The organism is Chengkuizengella sp. SCS-71B, from assembly GCF_040100845.1.
GTDB lineage: Bacteria > Bacillota > Bacilli > Paenibacillales > KCTC-33759 > Chengkuizengella.
Genome location: NZ_JAZHSH010000001.1, coordinates 268,415 through 288,770, shown reverse-complemented (window position 1 = coordinate 288,770; position 20,356 = coordinate 268,415). Strand labels below are relative to the sequence as shown.

At 34.5% G+C, this 20,356-nt stretch carries 18 protein-coding genes and 1 riboswitch; of the genes, 5 read left to right on the top strand and 13 right to left on the bottom strand.

What is annotated here, in order from left to right:
* Positions 1-104 precede the first annotated feature (104 nt).
* The 3 genes from VQL36_RS01385 (at position 105) to VQL36_RS01375 (ending at position 4,489) form a co-directional block, all read left to right on the top strand.
* Positions 105-1,337 carry an aminopeptidase gene (locus VQL36_RS01385; protein ID WP_349247593.1) on the top strand — a complete coding sequence of 411 codons (1,233 nt, stop codon included), beginning with the start codon at positions 105-107 and terminating at the stop codon, positions 1,335-1,337.
* A gap of 87 nt (positions 1,338-1,424) precedes the next feature.
* Positions 1,425-2,657 carry an aminopeptidase gene (locus VQL36_RS01380; protein WP_349247592.1) on the top strand — a complete coding sequence of 411 codons (1,233 nt, stop codon included), beginning with the start codon at positions 1,425-1,427 and terminating at the stop codon, positions 2,655-2,657.
* Positions 2,658-2,830: 173 nt separating this feature from the next.
* Positions 2,831-4,489 (top strand): L-lactate permease, encoded by a 1,659-nt coding sequence (locus VQL36_RS01375; RefSeq protein ID WP_349247591.1) that lies wholly within the window; start codon positions 2,831-2,833, stop codon positions 4,487-4,489.
* Here the strand turns inward: VQL36_RS01375 and VQL36_RS01370 are convergent.
* The 7 genes from VQL36_RS01370 to VQL36_RS01340 form a co-directional block, all read right to left on the bottom strand.
* On the bottom strand, positions 4,441-5,328 hold the full coding sequence (locus VQL36_RS01370; RefSeq protein ID WP_349247590.1) for a DMT family transporter: 888 nt from the start codon (positions 5,326-5,328) through the stop codon (positions 4,441-4,443). The two genes, VQL36_RS01375 and VQL36_RS01370, sit on opposite strands and share 49 nt — an antisense overlap.
* 155 nt (positions 5,329-5,483) lie before the next feature.
* Positions 5,484-6,254: an aminoglycoside phosphotransferase family protein gene (locus VQL36_RS01365; protein WP_349247589.1), complete on the bottom strand. Its 771-nt coding sequence runs from the start codon at positions 6,252-6,254 to the stop codon at positions 5,484-5,486.
* Positions 6,255-6,596: 342 nt separating this feature from the next.
* The gene (locus VQL36_RS01360; protein ID WP_349247588.1) at positions 6,597-7,031 is read right to left on the bottom strand and encodes a carboxymuconolactone decarboxylase family protein; all 435 of its coding nucleotides are present in this window, start codon (positions 7,029-7,031) and stop codon (positions 6,597-6,599) included.
* 173 nt (positions 7,032-7,204) lie between these two features.
* The gene (locus VQL36_RS01355) at positions 7,205-7,573 is read right to left on the bottom strand and encodes a DoxX family protein (RefSeq protein WP_349247587.1); all 369 of its coding nucleotides are present in this window, start codon (positions 7,571-7,573) and stop codon (positions 7,205-7,207) included.
* A gap of 830 nt (positions 7,574-8,403) precedes the next feature.
* Entirely contained in the window at positions 8,404-9,339 is a 936-nt protein-coding gene (locus VQL36_RS01350; RefSeq protein ID WP_349247586.1) for an NADP-dependent oxidoreductase, read from the bottom strand.
* 63 nt (positions 9,340-9,402) lie between these two features.
* Complete coding sequence (locus VQL36_RS01345) at positions 9,403-10,230, bottom strand: SDR family oxidoreductase (RefSeq protein ID WP_349247585.1); 828 nt, start codon at positions 10,228-10,230, stop codon at positions 9,403-9,405.
* Between the two features lie 58 nt (positions 10,231-10,288).
* Positions 10,289-11,356, bottom strand: coding sequence for an NADH:flavin oxidoreductase (locus VQL36_RS01340; RefSeq protein WP_349247584.1), 1,068 nt, complete (start codon positions 11,354-11,356; stop codon positions 10,289-10,291).
* Between the two features lie 533 nt (positions 11,357-11,889).
* Here VQL36_RS01340 and VQL36_RS01335 point away from each other — a divergent pair.
* The gene (locus VQL36_RS01335) at positions 11,890-13,173 is read left to right on the top strand and encodes an OFA family MFS transporter (RefSeq protein WP_413789463.1); all 1,284 of its coding nucleotides are present in this window, start codon (positions 11,890-11,892) and stop codon (positions 13,171-13,173) included.
* 36 nt (positions 13,174-13,209) lie between these two features.
* Here the strand turns inward: VQL36_RS01335 and VQL36_RS01330 are convergent, their stop codons facing one another.
* Positions 13,210-14,064, bottom strand: a complete 855-nt coding sequence (locus VQL36_RS01330) for an HAD family hydrolase (RefSeq protein WP_349247583.1) — start codon at positions 14,062-14,064, stop codon at positions 13,210-13,212.
* 194 nt (positions 14,065-14,258) lie between these two features.
* On the opposite strand from VQL36_RS01330, the gene VQL36_RS01325 reads away from it, so the two are divergent.
* The gene (locus tag VQL36_RS01325; RefSeq protein ID WP_349247582.1) at positions 14,259-15,776 is read left to right on the top strand and encodes a helix-turn-helix domain-containing protein; all 1,518 of its coding nucleotides are present in this window, start codon (positions 14,259-14,261) and stop codon (positions 15,774-15,776) included.
* Here VQL36_RS01325 and lonB read toward each other — a convergent pair.
* The 5 genes from lonB to VQL36_RS01300 form a co-directional block, all read right to left on the bottom strand.
* On the bottom strand, positions 15,760-18,084 hold the full coding sequence (gene lonB, locus VQL36_RS01320; protein ID WP_349247581.1) for an ATP-dependent protease LonB: 2,325 nt from the start codon (positions 18,082-18,084) through the stop codon (positions 15,760-15,762). The genes VQL36_RS01325 and lonB overlap by 17 nt on opposite strands.
* Positions 18,085-18,097: 13 nt before the next feature.
* Entirely contained in the window at positions 18,098-18,301 is a 204-nt protein-coding gene (locus tag VQL36_RS01315; RefSeq protein WP_349247580.1) for a CbtB domain-containing protein, read from the bottom strand.
* Positions 18,291-18,803, bottom strand: coding sequence for a hypothetical protein (locus tag VQL36_RS01310; RefSeq protein WP_349247579.1), 513 nt, complete (start codon positions 18,801-18,803; stop codon positions 18,291-18,293). Before VQL36_RS01310 ends, VQL36_RS01315 begins: the two co-directional genes overlap by 11 nt.
* The gene (locus VQL36_RS01305; protein ID WP_349247578.1) at positions 18,790-19,314 is read right to left on the bottom strand and encodes a hypothetical protein; all 525 of its coding nucleotides are present in this window, start codon (positions 19,312-19,314) and stop codon (positions 18,790-18,792) included. The genes VQL36_RS01310 and VQL36_RS01305 overlap by 14 nt, the downstream gene beginning before the upstream one ends.
* Before the next feature lie 112 nt (positions 19,315-19,426).
* Positions 19,427-19,631: riboswitch (cobalamin riboswitch) on the bottom strand.
* Between the two features lie 68 nt (positions 19,632-19,699).
* Positions 19,700-20,278 (bottom strand): NAD(P)H-dependent oxidoreductase, encoded by a 579-nt coding sequence (locus VQL36_RS01300; protein ID WP_349247577.1) that lies wholly within the window; start codon positions 20,276-20,278, stop codon positions 19,700-19,702.
* Between the last annotated feature and the right edge of the window lie 78 nt (positions 20,279-20,356).

Genomic DNA, 20,356 nt, shown 5'->3' with positions numbered 1-20,356 from the left:
TGACTTGAAACACGCAAGCGCTATTGTTAATCTGAACATAAGATCTTTCATTCATTACAACATACATATAATGAAAAAATTCCCATGAAGGTGGTATTTTATTAATGAGTAATTTTGAACGTAATTTAGAAAAATACGCTGAAGTTACATTAAAAGTAGGCGTCAATATTCAAAAAGGCCAAAAACTTCTAATACGCTGTGGGCTAACTGCTGCGGATTTCGTACGCTTATTAACCAAAAAGGCTTATGAGTTAGGTGCAAAGGATGTCATTGTTGATTGGAAGGATAGCGAGATTACTCGTATTAAATACGATCACGCTCCTTTAGAGTCCTTTCAAGAATTCCCTGCCTGGGTTGCACAAGGTTACACAAAGCTTGTAGAAGAAGGGGCTGCTGTTCTTTCCATCTATTCTGATGATCCAGATTTATTAAGAGGGGTTGAAACTCCAAAGATTGCCGCAGCTCAAAAAGCTCAAGGTCAAGCATTAAGTAAATTCCGTGAGTATATCCAATCGGATAAAACAAGCTGGAATATCATTGGTGTATCATCAAAGGTATGGGCAGCAAAAGTGTTCCCTGATGTTCCAGAAGAGGAGCAGGTTGAAAAGCTTTGGAATGCATTTTTTAGTATTGCAAGAGTTGATCAGGATGATCCTATCCAAGCATGGAAAGACCATGATAAGAAGTTGCATGACAAAGCAGACTTTTTAAATGAGAAAAAATATAAATTTTTGCATTATGAAGCACCAGGAACAAAATTAACGATCGAATTACCTGAAAAACACTTATGGTTAGGTGGAAGCTCACCAAATGAAAAAGGCATCGATTTCTTTGCTAACATTCCAACAGAAGAAGTATTCACAGCACCTTTGAAAACAGGTGTTAATGGTTATGTTTCCAGTACTAAGCCGCTAAGTTACGGTGGTAATTTAATTGATAACTTTAAAATCACTTTTGAAAATGGGAAAATCGTAGATTTCGAAGCAGAACAGGGTTATGATACTCTAAAAACTTTGATTGAAACAGATGAAGGTTCACACTTTTTAGGTGAAGTGGCGCTAGTTCCACATAATTCACCGATCTCAAATTCCAATCTTATTTTTTACAACACGTTATTTGATGAAAATGCTTCTAATCACCTTGCAATCGGTAGTGCCTATGCATTCAGCTTTGAAGATGGGAAGCAAATGACAAGAGACCAGCTTGCTGAATTAGGTGCAAACAATAGTTTAGTACATCAAGACTTTATGGTTGGTTCAGCAGAAATGAACATTGATGGTGAAACAGCGGATGGAAAAAAAGAACCATTATTCCGTAACGGAAATTGGGCTTTTTAAACAAATATGATAAAGTAATCTCCCCCACTTTTGTTTTTTTCCATTTGAAGTGGGGTTTTATATTTTTTATAAAGGTGGGATTTATATATGAATCATTTTGAGCATAATCTTGAAAAATATGTTGAAATTGCACTAAAAAATGGTGTCAATATTCAAAAAGGTCAAAAACTATTAATAAGATGTGATCTTACAAGTTCAAATTTTGTTCGTTTAATCACAAAAAAAGCTTATGAACTTGGAGCAAAGGATGTAATCGTAGACTGGAGAGATAGCCAAATCACCCGTATCAAGTATGATCTAGCACCGTTAGAATCTTTTCAAGACTTTCCTACTTGGAAAGCCGATGGTCAGACGAAACTTGTTGAGGAAGGTACTGCAGTGTTATCCATAGTTTCAGACGATCCAGATTTATTAAAAGGGGTCAACACAGAAAAAATTGCTGCATTTCAAAAAGCCGCAGGACAAGCTTATAAGAAATTCGGTCAGTATATCCAAGCTGATAAAACAAGCTGGAATGTTTTAGCCACACCATCAAAAGCATGGGCAGCTAAAGTATTTCCAAACGTTCCAGAGGAAGAACAGATTGCAAAGCTTTGGGATGCCATCTTCAAGATTGCCAGAGTAGATGTAGAGGACCCTATTCAAGCATGGAAAGAACATGATGAAAATTTGCATAACAAAGCAGACTTTTTAAATAAGAAAAAATACAAGTATTTACATTATGAAGCACCTGGTACAAAACTAACAATAGAGCTTCATGAAAAACATCTTTGGACAGGCGGGAGCTCGCTGAATGAACAAGGAATCGAATTCTTTGCTAACATTCCTACAGAAGAAGTATTTACTCTGCCTTTAAAAACAGGTGTTAATGGATATGTTTCCAGCACAAAACCACTAAGTTATGGTGGTAATTTAATTGATAACTTTAAAATCACTTTTGAAAACGGGAAAATCGTTGATTTTGAAGCAGAGCAGGGTTATGATAGTCTAAAAACTTTGATTGAAACAGATGAAGGTTCACACTTTTTAGGTGAAATTGCGCTAGTTCCAAACGATTCTCCTATCTCAAATTCCAAACTCATTTTTTACAATACGTTATTTGATGAAAATGCTTCTAATCATCTTGCGATCGGTAGTGCTTATGCGTTCAACTTAGAAGGGGGCACCCAAATGACTAGAGAAGAATTAGACCAACTAGGAGCAAATGATAGTCTCGTACATGAAGATTTCATGATAGGGTCTGCTGAAATGAACATTGACGGTGAAACAGCGAATGGAAAAAGAGAACCACTATTCCGTAACGGAAATTGGGCGTTTTGAATACAATATTAAATGCAATAACATGATCCACACCCAAGTAAATCATAGAACCATAAAACCTTCTAAATCACTAATAATGTGAATTAGAAGGTTTTTTTATGATACAATATTTAAAATAATTACAAAATTCAAATACTTAATAACAATAACCATACGAAAAGGAATTACATAACATGAACAGTTTACAATGGATCACAGCATTAATGCCTGTCCTATCCGTGTTTATTTTTTTAGTTATTTTGCGCATTCCAGCTGCAAAAGCAATGCCGATCAGTTTTTTGGTCACAGCCATATTTACTTATTTCTTTTGGGAGGTGCCCTTACAACATATCGTGGCGTCATCCTTACAAGGTGTGATTATTGCTCTTTCCATTTTATATATCGTTTTTGGAGCAATCCTTCTTCTAAATACGTTGAAAAATAGCAGAGCTATGGACTCTATACGTACAGGATTTATGAAGATTAGTTCAGATGCCCGAGTCCAGATCATTATTGTAGCTTGGTTGTTCGGTGCCTTCATTGAAGGTGCTGCTGGATTTGGTACACCTGCAGCTATCGGCGCACCTCTATTAGTCGCACTTGGATTCGCTCCTTTACCTGCTGTAGTTTTAACACTAGTTGCTGATAGCGCACCTGTAACCTTCGGTGCAGTGGGAACACCTATGTTAGTAGGAATCGGACAAGGATTACAAACGGAAGGTACACTTGCTCCAAATGTAAATGCATATTTACAAAATGAACAGTTAACTTTAATGGAATATGTAGCTAACATTGCAGTACAAGTGGCTTGGATCGATTTATTTGTCGGTTCCTTTATTCCTTTATTATTAGTTGTCATTTATACAAAGTTTTTTGGAAAAAATAAAAACTGGAAAGATGGGTTAGCCATATGGAAGTTTGCTTTATTCGCTGGATTTAGTTTTTCCATTTCATCATTGCTTGTTGCAATACTGTTGGGACCAGAATTCCCATCCATTATGGGGGGTTTTATAGGTTTAATATTAGTCATTCTTGCTGCAAAAAAACAGTTTTTATTACCTAAGATTCCATATGAACTTGAACTTGAAAATTCAAAAGATTATGCTCCTCAACAAAGCAACAATACCATAAACCAACCCTCCTTATTCAAAGCATGGGTTCCCTATTTAATTGTACTTTTATTACTCGTCGTAACCCGAATTGAAATTCTCCCATTCAAGGACTGGTTAAAATCTATTAAGATTTCATGGGTAAATATTATTGGTACAGAAATTAGCACAGAGCTTGAACCGTTATATTTACCTGGCACAATTTTTATCGTTACAGTAATGGTTTCCTTTATGATATATCGTTTTTCAAAACAACAAGTCTTCTCTACTATCAACACATCCTTAAAAACAATGATCGGCAGTTTGATAGCACTTGGGACAGCCGTTCCGATGGTACGGATTTTTATAAATTCAAGCCTTAACAAGTCCGGTTTAGAAAGCATGCCTATTGAGCTTGCTAACTCTGCTGCGGAAACACTTGGTCAATCTTGGCCTCTATTTGCACCTTTTGTTGGGGCATTAGGTTCTTTCATTTCCGGAAGTGCAACTTTCAGCAATATGATGTTCTCTTTGTTTCAGTTCAGTACTGCGGAGCAAATTGGGTCTAATCCAGATATCATTGTATCGTTACAGGCACTCGGAGCAAATGGTGGTAACATGATCTGTATTTTAAATGTAGTCGCTGCCGCATCTGTAGTCAATTTATACGGAAAAGAAGGAACAATCATTCGATACACGCTGCTGCCCATGTTGTACTACTGCTTACTAGGAGGAGTCATTGGATTCGTATTTTTGGCTATATGATTATTTTTAACAAACATATAAAAGGCAGCGCTGAAAATGACGATATAACCAACAACACTGAATACATCTGGTGTTTGACTGAAAATGATCATACTAATCACAGTCGAAAATACTACATTCATATAGAAAAAGATAGAAATCTCATTTGCTGGTGCAAATTTGTAAGCTAGTGTAATTCCAAATTGCCCAACTGTTGCAAAGACCCCTGCTAGTAATAAATAGATCAACTGTTGTAAACTCATTGGTTCATAAAAAAGGATCAAGAAAGGAACCAAAATTATAGTAGAAAAAGCTGAGAAATAAAAAACAATAGTATAAGACTTTTCCTTCTTTCCTAAAACCCTTAAAGTTGTATACGCTCCTGCTGCAAATATGGACGATAATACTCCCATCATATATGGAAAAACATCTACGGAAAATTGCGGCTTAATAATGAACAACGTCCCAATAAAAGCAATAACAATTGAGATGATTTGGTAAGGCTTGGCCTTCTCCTTCAAAAAGATAGAACAGAAAATGATCAATAAAAAGGGACTTAGTTTATTTAACATATCTGCATCTGAAAGAACAAGATGATCAATGGAATAAAAGAAAAATAAAATGCCCAACGTTCCTAAAACGGATCTTAATAATAAAATTGATTGATTCTCACGTTTTCCAAACAAACTCTCCTTATAATAAACAACCATTCCAAAAGAAATAATCGCAGAAATGAGATTTCTAAAAAATGTTTTTTGTGTTGTAGGTAAATCACCTGAAAGTTTGACGAACATCGCCATCAATGAAAACCCAAGTGCTGCTAGTATTAGTAAAATGATTCCTTTGTTTTTATCTGTCATCTAGTTGGTACACCTTTCTCCAGTACAATGCATGTATTGTACCACACATGTACCTCAACAAACGAATCACTATCTTGTAAACCTTGTAACTTATTATCCTTTATATATTACATAAATTCTCTTCAACTAGCACTCTTTAGTTCAATAAGCTGAGGCTAGAAAAATTCATATAGTCCCTCATCAAAATATTGAAACTCTTCATTCGATACCTTATAACGTTTATAACCCTCATAAAAAGCACTTTTGTATTCTTCATTATTCACAAAGCTGCTAATGGCTAAGGATTCATCATATCGAGGGTCCCCAACAGTCATTCCAGCTACATCAATAAATAATCTGACCTCTCCATCTAATACGAGTACATTATCAGTTGTACAATCTCCATGAATCATCGTTTGCTCTAATGATAGAGGTTTATTCAATTTTAATTGCTGCAACAGTTCTAAGCTACCTTCTGTTTGTCCACTTTCCACATAATTCTCAGCCTTTATCAGTTGCTCAACTAACCAATCATTTTTACGATTAAGTGATTCAATTAGATTTGTTTCATGAAGACAATAAAGTAGATGTCCAAAACTCCTAATTAAGGATTTCTTTTCTGTTTTATTTTTCGCTTTCTTTAAAGCAGAAGTTAGTGTAATTCCATTCTCAAACGACATAATTAAATGAGAACTATCTTTTTCCTCAATTTTTCCATAGTATATAGGGACTGGAATTTGGTTACTATTATTTAGCTTTTCTAATACCTGAGCTTCATTTTTTAACCATTCTCGGTATTTTCCCTCAAACGAACTTTTTAATAAATAGGATCCATTATCTGTAATTATTTGACGTACTTCTGAAGTACAGCCTTGTTCATTAAGTACATTAACTCTATGTATTTGACCTACTATTTCTTCTATCTTCACTTCTAATTGTTTATTCACTGAGCCTACCTCCACCTTACACTTCGTAATAAAAATGTAATGTTCATTGAAAAAGAACGTATGAAAATCTATTATTACATATATAGCACGATCATGATTAGTATGGCAAGATAGTCATTCCCATTCTTCAGATGCATTCATCCCCCACTTAAACTTTCACTCGTTTCACATTGTTTCAGTTTAAAGTGGGGGGCTTCTGCTAGGAATAGATAAATCATTATTCGTATTTATCCTACTAAATCTTTTGCGTTAAGACGCCCACCTCTATAGGTGAGATCTTTTAATCAGGTGGAGTAGAGTCTCCATCTGATTCCACGATGTTTAAACTTTGCTTAAACGAGTTCACTGTTTCTCAATTGGCATTCCTGCCGTAATGGCAATACGATTCCAGCCATTGATAGTCACAATCGCTGCTAAAATATCATTTAATCTTTTCTTGTCAAAATGTAAACTGGCCTCTTTAAAAGCCTTTTCAATCTTTTCATGATCCTGCACAATGGTTACTGCTTCTGTTAGTGCCAGTGCAGCTTTTTCTTCGGATGTAAAAAAGTGCGTTTCTCTCCAAGCAGACAAAACATGTAAACGTTGGCTAGTTTCTCCTTTTGTTATCGCATCTGTAGCATGCATATCCATACAAAATGCACAGCCATTGATCTGTGAAGAGCGCATTTTAATTAACTCTAATAACGTTTTAGGTAATTCACTTTCACTCAAATAACTCTCCATCCCCATCATGGCTTTATATACACCTTGTTCTATTTCTAATCTTTGACCCATATTGAATACCTCCATTAGTTTATTTATGTTTATTCAATTATTAAAACGAAATCAGCATAACATTTGTGACAATCTTAATTGTCTTTTCTTAAAGTAGAACAAAAAAACGTGAGAAAGGTCTAACCTCAAAACCCTTCTTCACGTTTCAATATCTCTCAAAAATGATTTTTCTCTTAAAACAATTCCATCATTTCAGACCAATTGGATATGGTCACAATCAAAGCGATTACAAATAACATAAAAGCAGGTAATGCCTTTGAGACGGGATCTTTCACTCTTACAAGATGTGTTAATACAGCGAAAAACATCGTAACAGCCAACAATAAAGCACCCAAACCACTTAAAGAATCAAGCCATAAGCCGGTGATGAGCGCTACAGCACCTACAGCTTCAACAAAGCCTGTAAAAGGTAAAAACCATTTTGGGAAACTATATCGCCTAAAATCCTCTACCATCGCCTTTGCACCAAATAACTTTGAAAAACCTGTACCTAAAAAAGCAAGACCTAAAATGGCTTCCAAAATTACAACAAAAATATCCAACTAACTCATCTCCTTTTTGCTGCTCTAATACAAGACTATGCTTTTGAACCTCATAGTAGATCAAAAAAAATGAGAAGTGAACTCTTGTAAGCGTTATCTTATTTAAGAAAACTATTTTCAAAACACTTATAAAAATTATCTTTTGTCTTTTTTGTGAAATATAATCCAAATTAACTATATTTTTGATATTTTCTATTGTTGAATTATGATCGGTTACTATATAATAGCAATGGTCATTTGTGAATTTTACAAATGTAATCTATTACATTAACAATAGAATGTGCTAAAGTATTTTTTTATGTATAGGGTTGCACGCTTTTATTTATCATTATTAAAATTTCTCAACATTGTTAAAAATTATGTTATGAAAGAATTGATTCGTTTATGTATTCCCAGTTTCATGAAGAACCGTCAAATAACATTAAATACATGGTACAAAATCAGGAAAAAACTCTGAAGAACATCGCTCAAAAATATAATTACTTTCATCAAGAAATTTATTTATTAAAAAACGATTTAAATGAACACTATTTTTGGACACTAAAAATGTCTAGAGAAATACAGTTACTGGTTCATCGTGTAGAAATGTTAAAAATACAAACAAAAAAGTGAACTCGTTTAAGCTTTGCTTAAACATCGAGAAATCAGATGGAGACTCTACTCCACCTGATTTGAAGACCCACCTATAGAGGTGGGCGTCTGTACGCAAAATATTTTTGGATACAGTCCCTTACCTTGGAAAAAGTCAATTGTTGATTCCAAGATAAAGGTTCAATATATATTAATGTTAATTTATTATTAATGATTAAGTTATGTTTATGTTTATGTTTTTATTTAATTTTAATAACAATTTTACCTTTAGCACGTTTTGACTCACTTAATTCATGTGCATTACGAATCCCTTGTTCTGATAAGCTGAATTGTTCTGCAATAATAGGTTTAATTTTGTTTGCTTCTATAAGCTCTCCAATTTCTTTAAGTTGCTCTCCATTTGGTTGCATAAAGATAAAACTTGCTTTGATGTTTTTCTCTTTTCCAAAATTTTCTGCAGGTGGTTGATTAAGTGCAACTAATGTCCCACCATCTTTTAATACTTTTAAACTCTTTTCCTGTATGTCCCCACCTAATGTATCAAGTACAATGTCATAATCAGATAATACTTCAGAAAAATCTGTTGTCTCATAGTTGATCACTTCATCCGCACCAAGCTGTTTAACCAATTGAACATTTTTCTCACTAGTTGTAGTTGCTACATAAGCACCTTTACTTTTAGCAAATTGAATAGCAAAAGTACCAACTCCCCCTGCCCCAGCATGAATTAAAACCTTATCTCTTTGTTTTAAACCAGCTGTATCTACTAAACTTTGGTAGGTTGTAATGCCTACCAAAGGAATAGAAGCAGCCTCTTCAAATGTAAGGTTTGATGGCTTTTTTGCTATATAGTCCTCATCAACTGCTACATACTCTGCATAAGTTCCATTTCTAGCGATATCTGGTCGACTGAATACTTCGTCACCCACTTTAAATTTAGTTACAGAAGCCCCAACTTCTTTAACGATACCTGCAACATCAAGTCCAAGAATAACTGGGAATTGGTGTGGAACATTTTCTTGAAGATACCCTTCTCTAGTAAAAATATCTACTGGATTTACGGCTGACGCATGAACTTCAATTAATACATCCTTATCATTTAACTTTGGAACTGGTACCGCCATTTCTTGTAATTGATCTCTTCCTCCATATTGATTAATAACGACTGCTTTCATCTTTTAATTCCTCCAATTTTTTTATATTAATATTATTTAAGTTAATATTTTAATGTTTTAATCTTATTTATCTGCATTCCCTATAAGCTTCTTTTCCCAATCTAGCCATGTTGTTTCTCTTTTGGCATTAATCTGCTCTTGAATTCCTTTTCCGACTGGATAACGAAGTGAAGGTTCGTTTAATTTTATAATAGAAGATATTTTTTGAGCAACCTCTTCAGGATTACCAAGGTTCATATTTGAAAAATCATCAATTTGCTTTTTCTTAAAACTTAGGTATGGAGAATCTTCACCTGTATCCATATCAAACATATTGTTTACAATACCAGTATTATATGCTCCTGGTTCAACCAACACTACATCTATATCAAAAGGTTTTAATTCTAAACGCAAGGATTCAGAAAACCCTTCTACAGCATATTTTGATGCGACATAAGCCGCCATAGATGGAAAAGCCATGACTCCAACAATACTACTGATGTTTATGATTTTCCCACCCTTTTGTTTTCTCATAAAAGGTATCACTGCCTGAGTTACTGCAATTAATCCAAAGACATTTGTTTCAAATTGTTCTCTATATTTATTCATTCCAACTTCCTCAGCAAATCCTGCTACATAAGTTCCCGCATTATTAATTAGCACATCAATGCTATCATAGTTATGCAACTTCTTTTTGAAGGACTGAATAGACAATTCATCTGTTACGTCTAGTAGCTCAAATTTAACTAAGTGGCTAAGTTCCAGTTCTTCTAATTCCTGTTTTAGCCTATTTCCTTTTTCTAGATTACGCATTGCAGCGATCACTTGTAATCCTTCTTTAGCAAGGTCAATCACTGTAGCAGATCCAATACCACCTGATGCTCCTGTGACAATTGCTGTCTTCAATTTCATATTGTCATTCATCCCCCTATTAAAATCATTATTTTCAATATGTTATGTTTAGAATTGGTTACATATGATATTCAAACTCTTTAATGGTATAATCAGAACCGATGAACTTCTCTGCATCAAATGGTGTGAATTGTACACCATTTTTTGCTTTCACTGGTAAATCTGGATTTGACAGTGCTAGTTTGCCTATAGCAATAAAATCAGCATCCTTGTCTTGAACCATTTCAGATGCTTTATTTAATTCATGTAAATTCCCATTTGCAATCACTGTTACCTGACCATATTTTTTAGCTGCTGTTGCAAGAGATTTGGAATTTTCTCCAAACGCAGGTTTCCAGCCCTCATATTGAAATGTATGAATATAGTCCACGCCTGCATCTTTCACACTTGAGAAAATCACTTCAGCATCTCCTTCTTCCCATTTATGTGTATATCCATCTATATGATTATTCTGGGTCAAACGTATACCCACTATAAAATCCTCTCCTACTGCTTCACGTACTGCTTGAATAATTTCAACTAAATACCTCACTCGATTTTGTACAGAACCACCATATTGATCTTGGCGCTTATTTGTATACGTTAATAAAAATTCATCTAATAAATATCCGTTAGCACCGTGAAGTTCAACTCCATCAAATCCAGCCTCTTTCGCATTTAAAGCAGCTTTCACAAAATTATTTTTAATTTTTATTAAATCTTCTATAGAGGCTGCTTTAGGCGTTTTCTTCCAGGCCATTTCACCTTCTAAAAGTACAGATGATGGAGCAATGGATTGTTCTGTAAAACGATTACCTACCGCTTGTGCACCAGCATGCATTAATTGAACTATAATTTTTGAACCTTCTTTATGAACTGCATCTACAACCTTTTTCCACCCGTCTATTTGCTCTTGATTGATGATCCCAGGTTGATTAAAATACCCTTGACTGTGTTGGTCATCTGTATAAGTACCCTCCGTAATAATAAGCCCAAATTGTCCTTTTGCGAATCTTGCATAATATTTCGCATTTTTTTCTGTAACAACCCCTTCATGTGTAGCACTTGTACGGGTTAAAGGAGCTACTGTAAATCTGTTTTTCATTTGTAATTTACCAATAGATGGTGAATTAAATAATACTGACAATTTAAATCCCTCCAAAAATAAAATTTTGAGCATAACATCAAAGTAAGACGGATATATATTTGTTCTAATAAATGTTTTTTTATTTTTAGTGTTGAACAAGTACTGTAATCATTATTGTTACATTTAGTATAAAAAGATATGGACTATATCTTTACTATGAGCACATCTTCTCAACCCCTTCACTTTAAACTGTATTTATAATTATTACATTTAATCTAAAAAAATAAAGAAATTATTTCCTATACTGTAATAATAAATAGTACAGTTGTAATTGTCAAGATTAAATTTATATATTTTTTAAAAAAGTATATATTCTTTATTGTGAAAAAAATCACAGACATAACATTTTATAAGTTTTATACTTTATTTGAAAGAATATTTTAATCCATAAAAGTGATGGAACTCCCTGAAATCCACCCCAATTCATGATTTCATGATATCTAAATAGAAACATATTGTGAATAAAATATTCATCACTTTTATGGAACACAAAGATAAATAAGGATTTTCAAATATTAAAGGAGAGAGCTATCATGAAAGCTAAAAATCGTTGGCTCATTGCATTATCCGCTGTTGCAATTCACCTTTCTATTGGTTCGGTGTATGCTTACAGCGTTTATAAAAATCCTCTAGCTGAACAACTGGGATGGAACAGTACACAAACCGCTCTTGCATTTACAATTGCAATTTTTTGTTTAGGAATGTCTGCTGCTTTTTTTGGTAGATTAGTAGAGAAGAAAGGACCACGTTTTTCAGCAACAGTTGCAGCTATTTTATTTGCCGCAGGTTTAATCGGAACAGGAATAGCTGTTCATTTTGAATCATTAGTAGGTTACTATGTATCTTATGGGTTGATCAGTGGTATGGGACTAGGTATTGGTTATATATCACCTGTTTCTACTTTAGTCAAATGGTTTCCAGATCATCGCGGGTTAGCAACTGGGATGGCCGTGATGGGCTTTGGTGCAGGTGCATTAATCTGTAGTCCTATTGCCAATTATCTTATAGAAAATGTGGGTCTCTCACAAACGTTTTACATTTTAGGTATCTCATACTTTATCCTCATGTTGTCAGGAGCATCTTATATTTCTAAACCTGAAGAAGGCTGGATGCCTGCAGGAATGAAGGAAAAAACAGAAAAAGGAACGATGCGACTAAAAGAAGATTTAGCACAGCTTACAGCAAATGAAGCCGTTAAAACAAAAAGATTTTGGATGTTATGGGTCATGATGTTTGTGAATATTTCATCTGGTATAATGCTGATCTCTGTCGCTTCACCCATGGCTCAAGAAAAAGTAGGGATGACAGCTGTTGCAGCAGCAAGTATGGTAGGTCTGATGGGATTTTTTAATGGTGGGGGTCGCATCGGCTGGGCTTCTGCATCTGATTATTTAGGAAGAACAAATGTATATACTGCATTTTTCACCATCCAGCTTATTGCATTCTTATTATTGCCATCTGTTTCTAATCAGATCCTGTTTATGATTCTCATATTTACGATCCTGACGATTTATGGTGGAGGATTTGCTTCCTTACCAGCATTTATTGGGGATATGTTTGGAACAAAACAACTAGGAGCCATTCATGGTTATTTGTTAACCTCTTGGTCAATGGCAGGTGTTTTCGGACCAATGCTTGTGGCTTATATAAGAGATACTACGAACAGCTATAACGCCACTTTTTATGTGTTTGCCGTATTTCTAACCATAGCACTGATCACTTCTATTTACATTCGTAAGGATATTCAAAAAGTAAGGAAAGCCCGACAACCTTCTTTACAGCAAAACAAAAAATTACAACAAAGAATTGCACATTAATTATAATTTCTCTCCTATATTACCGCCTATGATCCGTCATAAGCGGTTTTTTTCTTTTACTTCATTTTTCTTCATCACCAATAAATCAAATATTAGATTCTTTTGATAAATGATAGCGGCAAGTGCATCTTCATCATGATGTTTCCCACTATAACAAGCAATGCTCTTTAATTGATCATGACCATTATCTACAGCTATTCCTAAATCGGAGGCTGTTAACAAAGTTATATCATTCAAATGATCTCCAAATGCAACTGTGGATACATTTAACAGATCCAGATGTTTTTTTAATTTTATTAACCCATTCCCTTTGTTTACATTTTTAGCTAGTACTTCGAGAAACTGAGGTTCCGACCTTACCCAATCTATCCCCCTGGAATTTTGTTCCAAAAAAGACTCTACTTGATCTAATAATGAAGCCTCCCAAACCAACATTACTTTTTGCCAAGAGCCTTGCAATTGTTCAAGTGAATGCGTATTTTTTTTAAGTTTTTCTTTTATACGGTGACTGTCTGTGTGCTCGTTATGTGTGATGAAATACACATTTTGATTCATATAAATTTCTACACCAATACCAGGAAAAGCTTGTATTATTTCTTCCAATAATAATGAAAAGTCTTCAGGCAAACCTTGATTCCATAATATTTTTTGATTTTGAAAATCGTATAATGCTCCACCGTTATATAAAACACCTGGAACATTAATGGGTAAATCATCTAAGTATGGGATCACCGATCTCTCCATCCTACCTGTCGCAACAGTAAATAATCCACCTTCATATACGAAGTGTTCTAATGCTCGTTTATTATTCATACTTACTTTGTTATCTGAGTTTAACAGTGTTCCGTCCATATCTGTAACCAGCAAAATATTTTTATAATAATTTCCCATTCACATCTCCCTAAGTGACTTGCTTAGAAATTACTCTTAGATGTATAGATATCTAATATAAGTATACTAATTTATATAATATATAAAATTCAAGAGTTTTTCTTTATTTATTTTGCATATTAGTGGAGGAAAAACACATTGAATGATAAGATTATAATACTTAATATGAAAGTTTTTATGGGGAGGGGAAGATAGTGAAAATATGTCTATGTATAAGGGACGAGCTTGAACGAAATGGAATGAAGTGGCTTCTTTCTTCCAACCACATTCCTTATAAACATCTCATTGAAGCAACAGATAGCCAACCATGTTTAACATTATTGTCCCAGCATAAAGTGGATTTACTTATATTTGAACTAGATCTCTTTTCATCTGAAGAATTAGCTAATTTAAGACCCTTATTAAAACAAAATCATACGCAAACGGTCGTTCATACAATTCACAAAACATTTGATGCAGCATATGCATCACTTCTATGTAAAGCAGAGGCCTTATTTGTTAAACCATATGATACACAAACATGGATCAAAACTATACGTCAAATGATCAAAAACTTTAAAGCACCTAGTGCTATAAATAAAAACATAATTCCTCAACATTATTTGGCTTACGATTTATTATTTTTAGAAAATCTAGAAATTGAACACGAAGAGGAGATCCCAAGACTGCTTGCTGTCATTGAATTGGATCAAAATAATGAAATAAAAATGAGCTTTACCCATTTACTATCATTTGTTAAACAAGAATTAAGCGAATATCAAGTATTGATCATTCCAGTTGAAAATCACCTGGTTCTTTTTTTTGATGAAACGATGCTAACAGGAGCATCAAACCCGATCATTACATTAGAGCAAATTCTCATCCGACTTTGTTATCAAGGTAAAGAACAAGGTTTCTCCATCTCTGGAGGAATTGGACAACCTAAGAAAAATATGAAGAGTATAAAACAAGCATATCACGAAGCTAAGAGTAGCCTAACTAGAAGATTCTATTTTGGGGGAAATCAAGTTTTTAGTCCCATGCAACCTTATGCTCATAAACAAATTGACTCCTTTTTATCTCCTAAAGAAAGCAAAAAATTAGTAGAAGTATTAGAAAGCTATAATCATGAAGAAATTAAGAAATGGTTATATAAGCAATTTACTGGTTTTCCTGATGAGAGTGGTTTATATCCAAACCCTGAAACTATGCGAATACGTTTAACAAGTGTGTTAGCCCACATTCATCGATTCATGAGTAAACAAAATATTGAAAATACATTAGAACATAAATATCAAGATTTATTTCAGATCATTTTATTTGGAGAGGTTTTATTTGATATCACACAAAAAATGTTAACTTTTTGTTATGAGCTGTTTGACCTCATTCATCTTAAACAACCTCCCGTTCATTCACTTATTGTGAATCAACTTCAAGTGTTTATTAAAAAGAATTATGCAAAATCACTTACATTGTCTGATGCAGCAAAACATGTGAATCGTAACAGTTATTATATCAGTCATTTGTTTAAACAAGAAACCGGTATGTCTTTCATAGAGTATTTACAAAAAAAACGTATCGAGGAAGCTAAAAAACTACTTGAAGCGTCTAATCTAAATTTAAGTGATATTTCAGTAAAAGTTGGATTTTCAGATGCCAACTATTTTAGCCGAGTTTTTAAAAAAATAACTGGGGATTCTCCTCGCAGCTGGATGGCTAAAAGAAATGATTGACCATCATCTCTTCAACATCTTTCACCGTATTTATCCAAATCATTTCTATGCTATCTGGAACATCATCTGAATAATTGGAAAATGGAGCCATGATCTTTGTGATGCCTAAACGCTCCGCCGCTTTTATCTTACGCTCAAAATAGGAGCTCTCCGTAATTGCCCCCATCATATCCACATCTCCACAAACAACAAAATCCACAGGCATTGATATATTATGTTTAATCGACAACGCATTTACAAGAATAGCCAAAACTATTCCTTCTATTGAACTTGAGTGGTCAGTTCCATTCGTCCGACTTGACCCATCAATCTGGTTTGCACTATCGAACTGAATATAATACCTTCCATGCAAACCCAACTTATTTAATAAAGCCTCTAAACTCATTCGATCCTTAATTTCCATCAGCCTAGAAGCTTTAAGTTCCACCACATCGCAAGGTTGGACACTTATCGAAATCTTTACAACCTGTTCCATGATCCCTTTGTAATTAACTAAAGTTTGAACCATCCCCACTTGTGAATAAGGGGTTGATAAACTACCTTTATCCGCTTCCAAAAACATTTGCTCTTCCAATGTCTTTACTTTCAATAGTGCTTGCTCAACGTGCTCCATACTTACTAGTTTAGCTTCAGACTGCACAGCAATATCCCCAGCTGCACGAATCAATCCACCTAAATCTCTAAACCTTGTTGTTAACTGATTCGAACGTGGTGACATCTCTTTGGCTCGTCCAATGATCACATGAACTGCCTCTTTAGTAAAGTGAGGTATTTTCCCATCTTTTTGTACTTCCTGTGCTATGAATTGTGCTAGTTTATAACGATTATATTCCGTATCTTCCATGGTTGTCTTAGTATAAATCTCATAACCATAACCGTGAATTCTTGATCTTAAAGCGGGATGAATTTTATCCACATCGGGAACATTGCCAGCCAACACCATAATAAAATCTGTTGGTACCGGTTCTGTTCGTATCATACTCCCACTGGAACCAGGCGAACGTCCTGTAATGGGTAGTTTTTTCTCTTGAAAAGCAGTGAGTAAAAACTGCTGTGATTCTGTGGACAGTGTGGATACTTCATCAATATATAATACCCCTTGATGTGCTTGATGAATGGCACCTGGTTCAACTAACTGATGTGAACTGGCTTCCAATCCCCCAGATTGATAAGGATCATGGCGAATATCACCTAAAAGCGCTCCTGCATGAAGTCCAGTGGCATCTATGAAAGGAGGCCGTTTTGTATTTGTATGGTTAACCAAAATTTTAGGAATTTGCACTGTAGGATTTGTTTTCATTTTTTTAGAAACCCAATATAACAACCCTACTACAACAATCCCAATCAAAAGAAAAATCGGTTCATTCTTTGTAAAATAGTAGAAGAACGCAACAAATAAAACAGCCACATAAACAAAACCCATCATCCAACGAAAAGTAGTAAGACTCGCTCGAGCTTCATTTTCAAACTGTTGAATATACGTTTCTGCCATTCCAGCAGGTTGAGCTTTAATCTTAGGGACGTTTTTTTCAGAATTGTCACTTTCCACTATAACGTCTTCTAAGCTTGAGACTGGTAATAGTTCAGTAATCGCTTGCCCTAACATACTTTTTCCTGTTCCAGGTTCTCCAATTAATAACACCGAACGCTTCTGACGAGCTGCAATTTTAATCGCTTCTACAGCATGATCCTGTCCTACTACTTGATCTATCAGCCGTGAAGATATAGGGAGCTCTTCTGTCGTTTGATAGTCAAGTATAGGCTTATGTGAATTATCCCCCACTTCTTCAAGAGGGACGATATACTTTTCAACGATCACCTTCACTTTAGATGAGGTATCATTTTTTACAAGTTCTAGGACGGGAATCAGGTTGATCTCTTTATTATATTTTTTTAAAAAGTGAATCAATGTCATAGCTGCCGTTTGACGAACATGTTCAGAGGTGTGGGAGAAAGCTGCCTCCCACTTTTTCCAAACTTCTTTTATATTCGTTTCACTTGCGTATGTAATCCCCTTCGCTGTCCCTTCTCTTACATAGAGGTTATCATCTTTCGCTAGCCTAAACCAAATCTCCATCACTTGCTCAGGCTTTTCTGTAAAAAACCTCCCTAACTCTCTACCTGACAAATAACGTAGAACCCATCGAGAATCCTCACTAAACCTAAGTAATATCGCAAATAGCTTATCAGGATGATTGCTATAAAATTTTAAAAATAAAGAAATCGTCTGTTCCAATGCTACAACTTGATGTTTCTTAGCTAATCGATGCATCACAACGGAAAATAGATTTACTAAAACATTTTTCAATTAAAAGACCACCTTAGTGACATGGAATAAACATTAAACCATGCCTTAAATCATGTAGCGCATCATGTACGGGTGCATAACTGGAAAATAAAGCAGTATAAATAACGATCCCCGCCAAAAGTGCAACAACAGTTAGTTGAATCGGAAGTGAAAGAAACACTGCTTTAAATTTATTTTTAAAGCTATTTTTGTTCTGATATTCATATTTATATTCCATGGTAAGCTCCTCCTTTTGTCGCATGTCTCGACCTTTTTAATTTTATGACACCTACACCTAATAACATACCTATCCCAATCATCATCACTAAAAAGAATATCGTTTTTAATTTAATAAATATCGGTGGATCAAAACCTTGCACTTCAACTAATTCCGTTCTTTCCATAATGACTTCGTCCGTAACCGGATTTAGGAGTGAAAATGTGACATCATGCTCGGCTCCATCAAAAAACTGAGCCGTAAATTGATAGGTTCCATCTTCAGATGTATTTTTCATAGAAAGAATGTGTGCATTATCCTCTAAGCGAATAGCTTGAAACCTAATTTCATAGGGTCCACTCTCTAATGTTTCCAAGTTCCCTTCAAATGTATAAAGTTTCCCTACTTCTGCATGATGATCTATCGAACGACCATGATCATTATCATCATGAGCCATAACAGTTGCAGATAGTGTGAATAGAAGAACAAATCCCAACGTCAGTAACAGACTACGATATCGCATGACCTCTCCCCCTTCTAGCTGTTAAAATAAGACCAACAAAAAAACCAAATAAAACAAGGATACCTACAAAAACAATTGCATTTTGTACCTCATCTGGATTTTCTGGAATATGAATGTTCAATAAATGAGTGCCTGCCAAGGTCCCGTTTTCATCTAAAACCTCTACCTTCATTTGATAATCACCACGAATAGGGAACATATAATCAAATTCAGCCTTGCCATTTTCAACTAGAATTGTAGAATCAATTAACTTAGTACCCTCTACAATTGGAAAATCGGTTGGAGAGAAAAAATTCCGTTCAGGACTACTCAATAAAATGTTAGCAGATCCGTTCTCAATCTCTGTAAATGTAAGCTCAACCTTTGCTGTGTCTAAATCAGGTCTTGTTTCTCCACCGTTCTCATTGTTCACTTCTACCTTTATACTTTCCTCACCCATGATTAGAGATGCTGGCATAAGTAGTAGAAACGTTAGTAAAAATCCTACGCCAAGAAATAACTTTTTTTGCATCTTGCTCTTCCTCCACTTAATATTAAAAATAAAAAAACACTTCCTACAGAAGTGCCGAAAAGTGCAAATAAATGTCTAAAAATTTATTCACTTTCCCTATCCTCGTAGGTACACTTGTGATACAAAAAAAGGCAGGTCTCCTGACTCATGGATCAAACGCAATTCAACTGAAAATCATTCAATTTGTATAAACCTTCCCGTTTTACACAGTGGTTTACACTTTACTCTCCATTTACAGTGGCGGGACCGTGACGGATTCACACCGTCTTCCCTTTTAAGAAACGTTTGAACGTTTCACCCTTTTTTACAATATTCACTTGTTAAACAACCTATGCTAATTATAATCCAAGTTCTAGTTTTGCACCATTATAATTTTTCTTTTTACTTACACTTGCTGAAAATACCGATACACTTTATTTAACTTTTCAGTTTGTTTCCCTTTTGGACTTTCCATATTACCAAACTCAAAAAACTTCACTTTTTTTATTCCTACAAAATTCAAAAGAGCTTTTTTCATTAAAACTTTATGAGCATTATTTAAAAAAATCAACGGATAATTAGCAGGTCCTTTCATCGTTGATACGCATATAACCGACTTTCCTTTTAAAAGCCCTTTCGGAAAAAGACCATCATCTTTATAGGCAAAGTTCGCTGCAAACAATTGATCTATATAGCCCAATAGCATTGCAGGAGGCCTTCCCCACCAGATTGGATATATGAAAACAATTTGATCTGCCCAAAGAATCTGTTCTCTATACTTTTCCATATTTGGATCACGGTGCATATCCCTTCTTCTTTTTTCACTATTAAATACTAGCAATGGATTAAATCCTTCTTCGTATAGATCTAATACTTGCACTTCCATAATATTTGAGTTTTCACCAATTCCCTCAAGTACTTTTTGTAAAAACGCATAGGATAAACTGTTGTGATTTGGATGGGTAAAAATGACTAATGATTTCATATTAACTCACCTCATTTAGTTATCTTTTGATAATTAAATCATAATTCATTTCTTTTTAGTTGTCAAATGATAATTGTA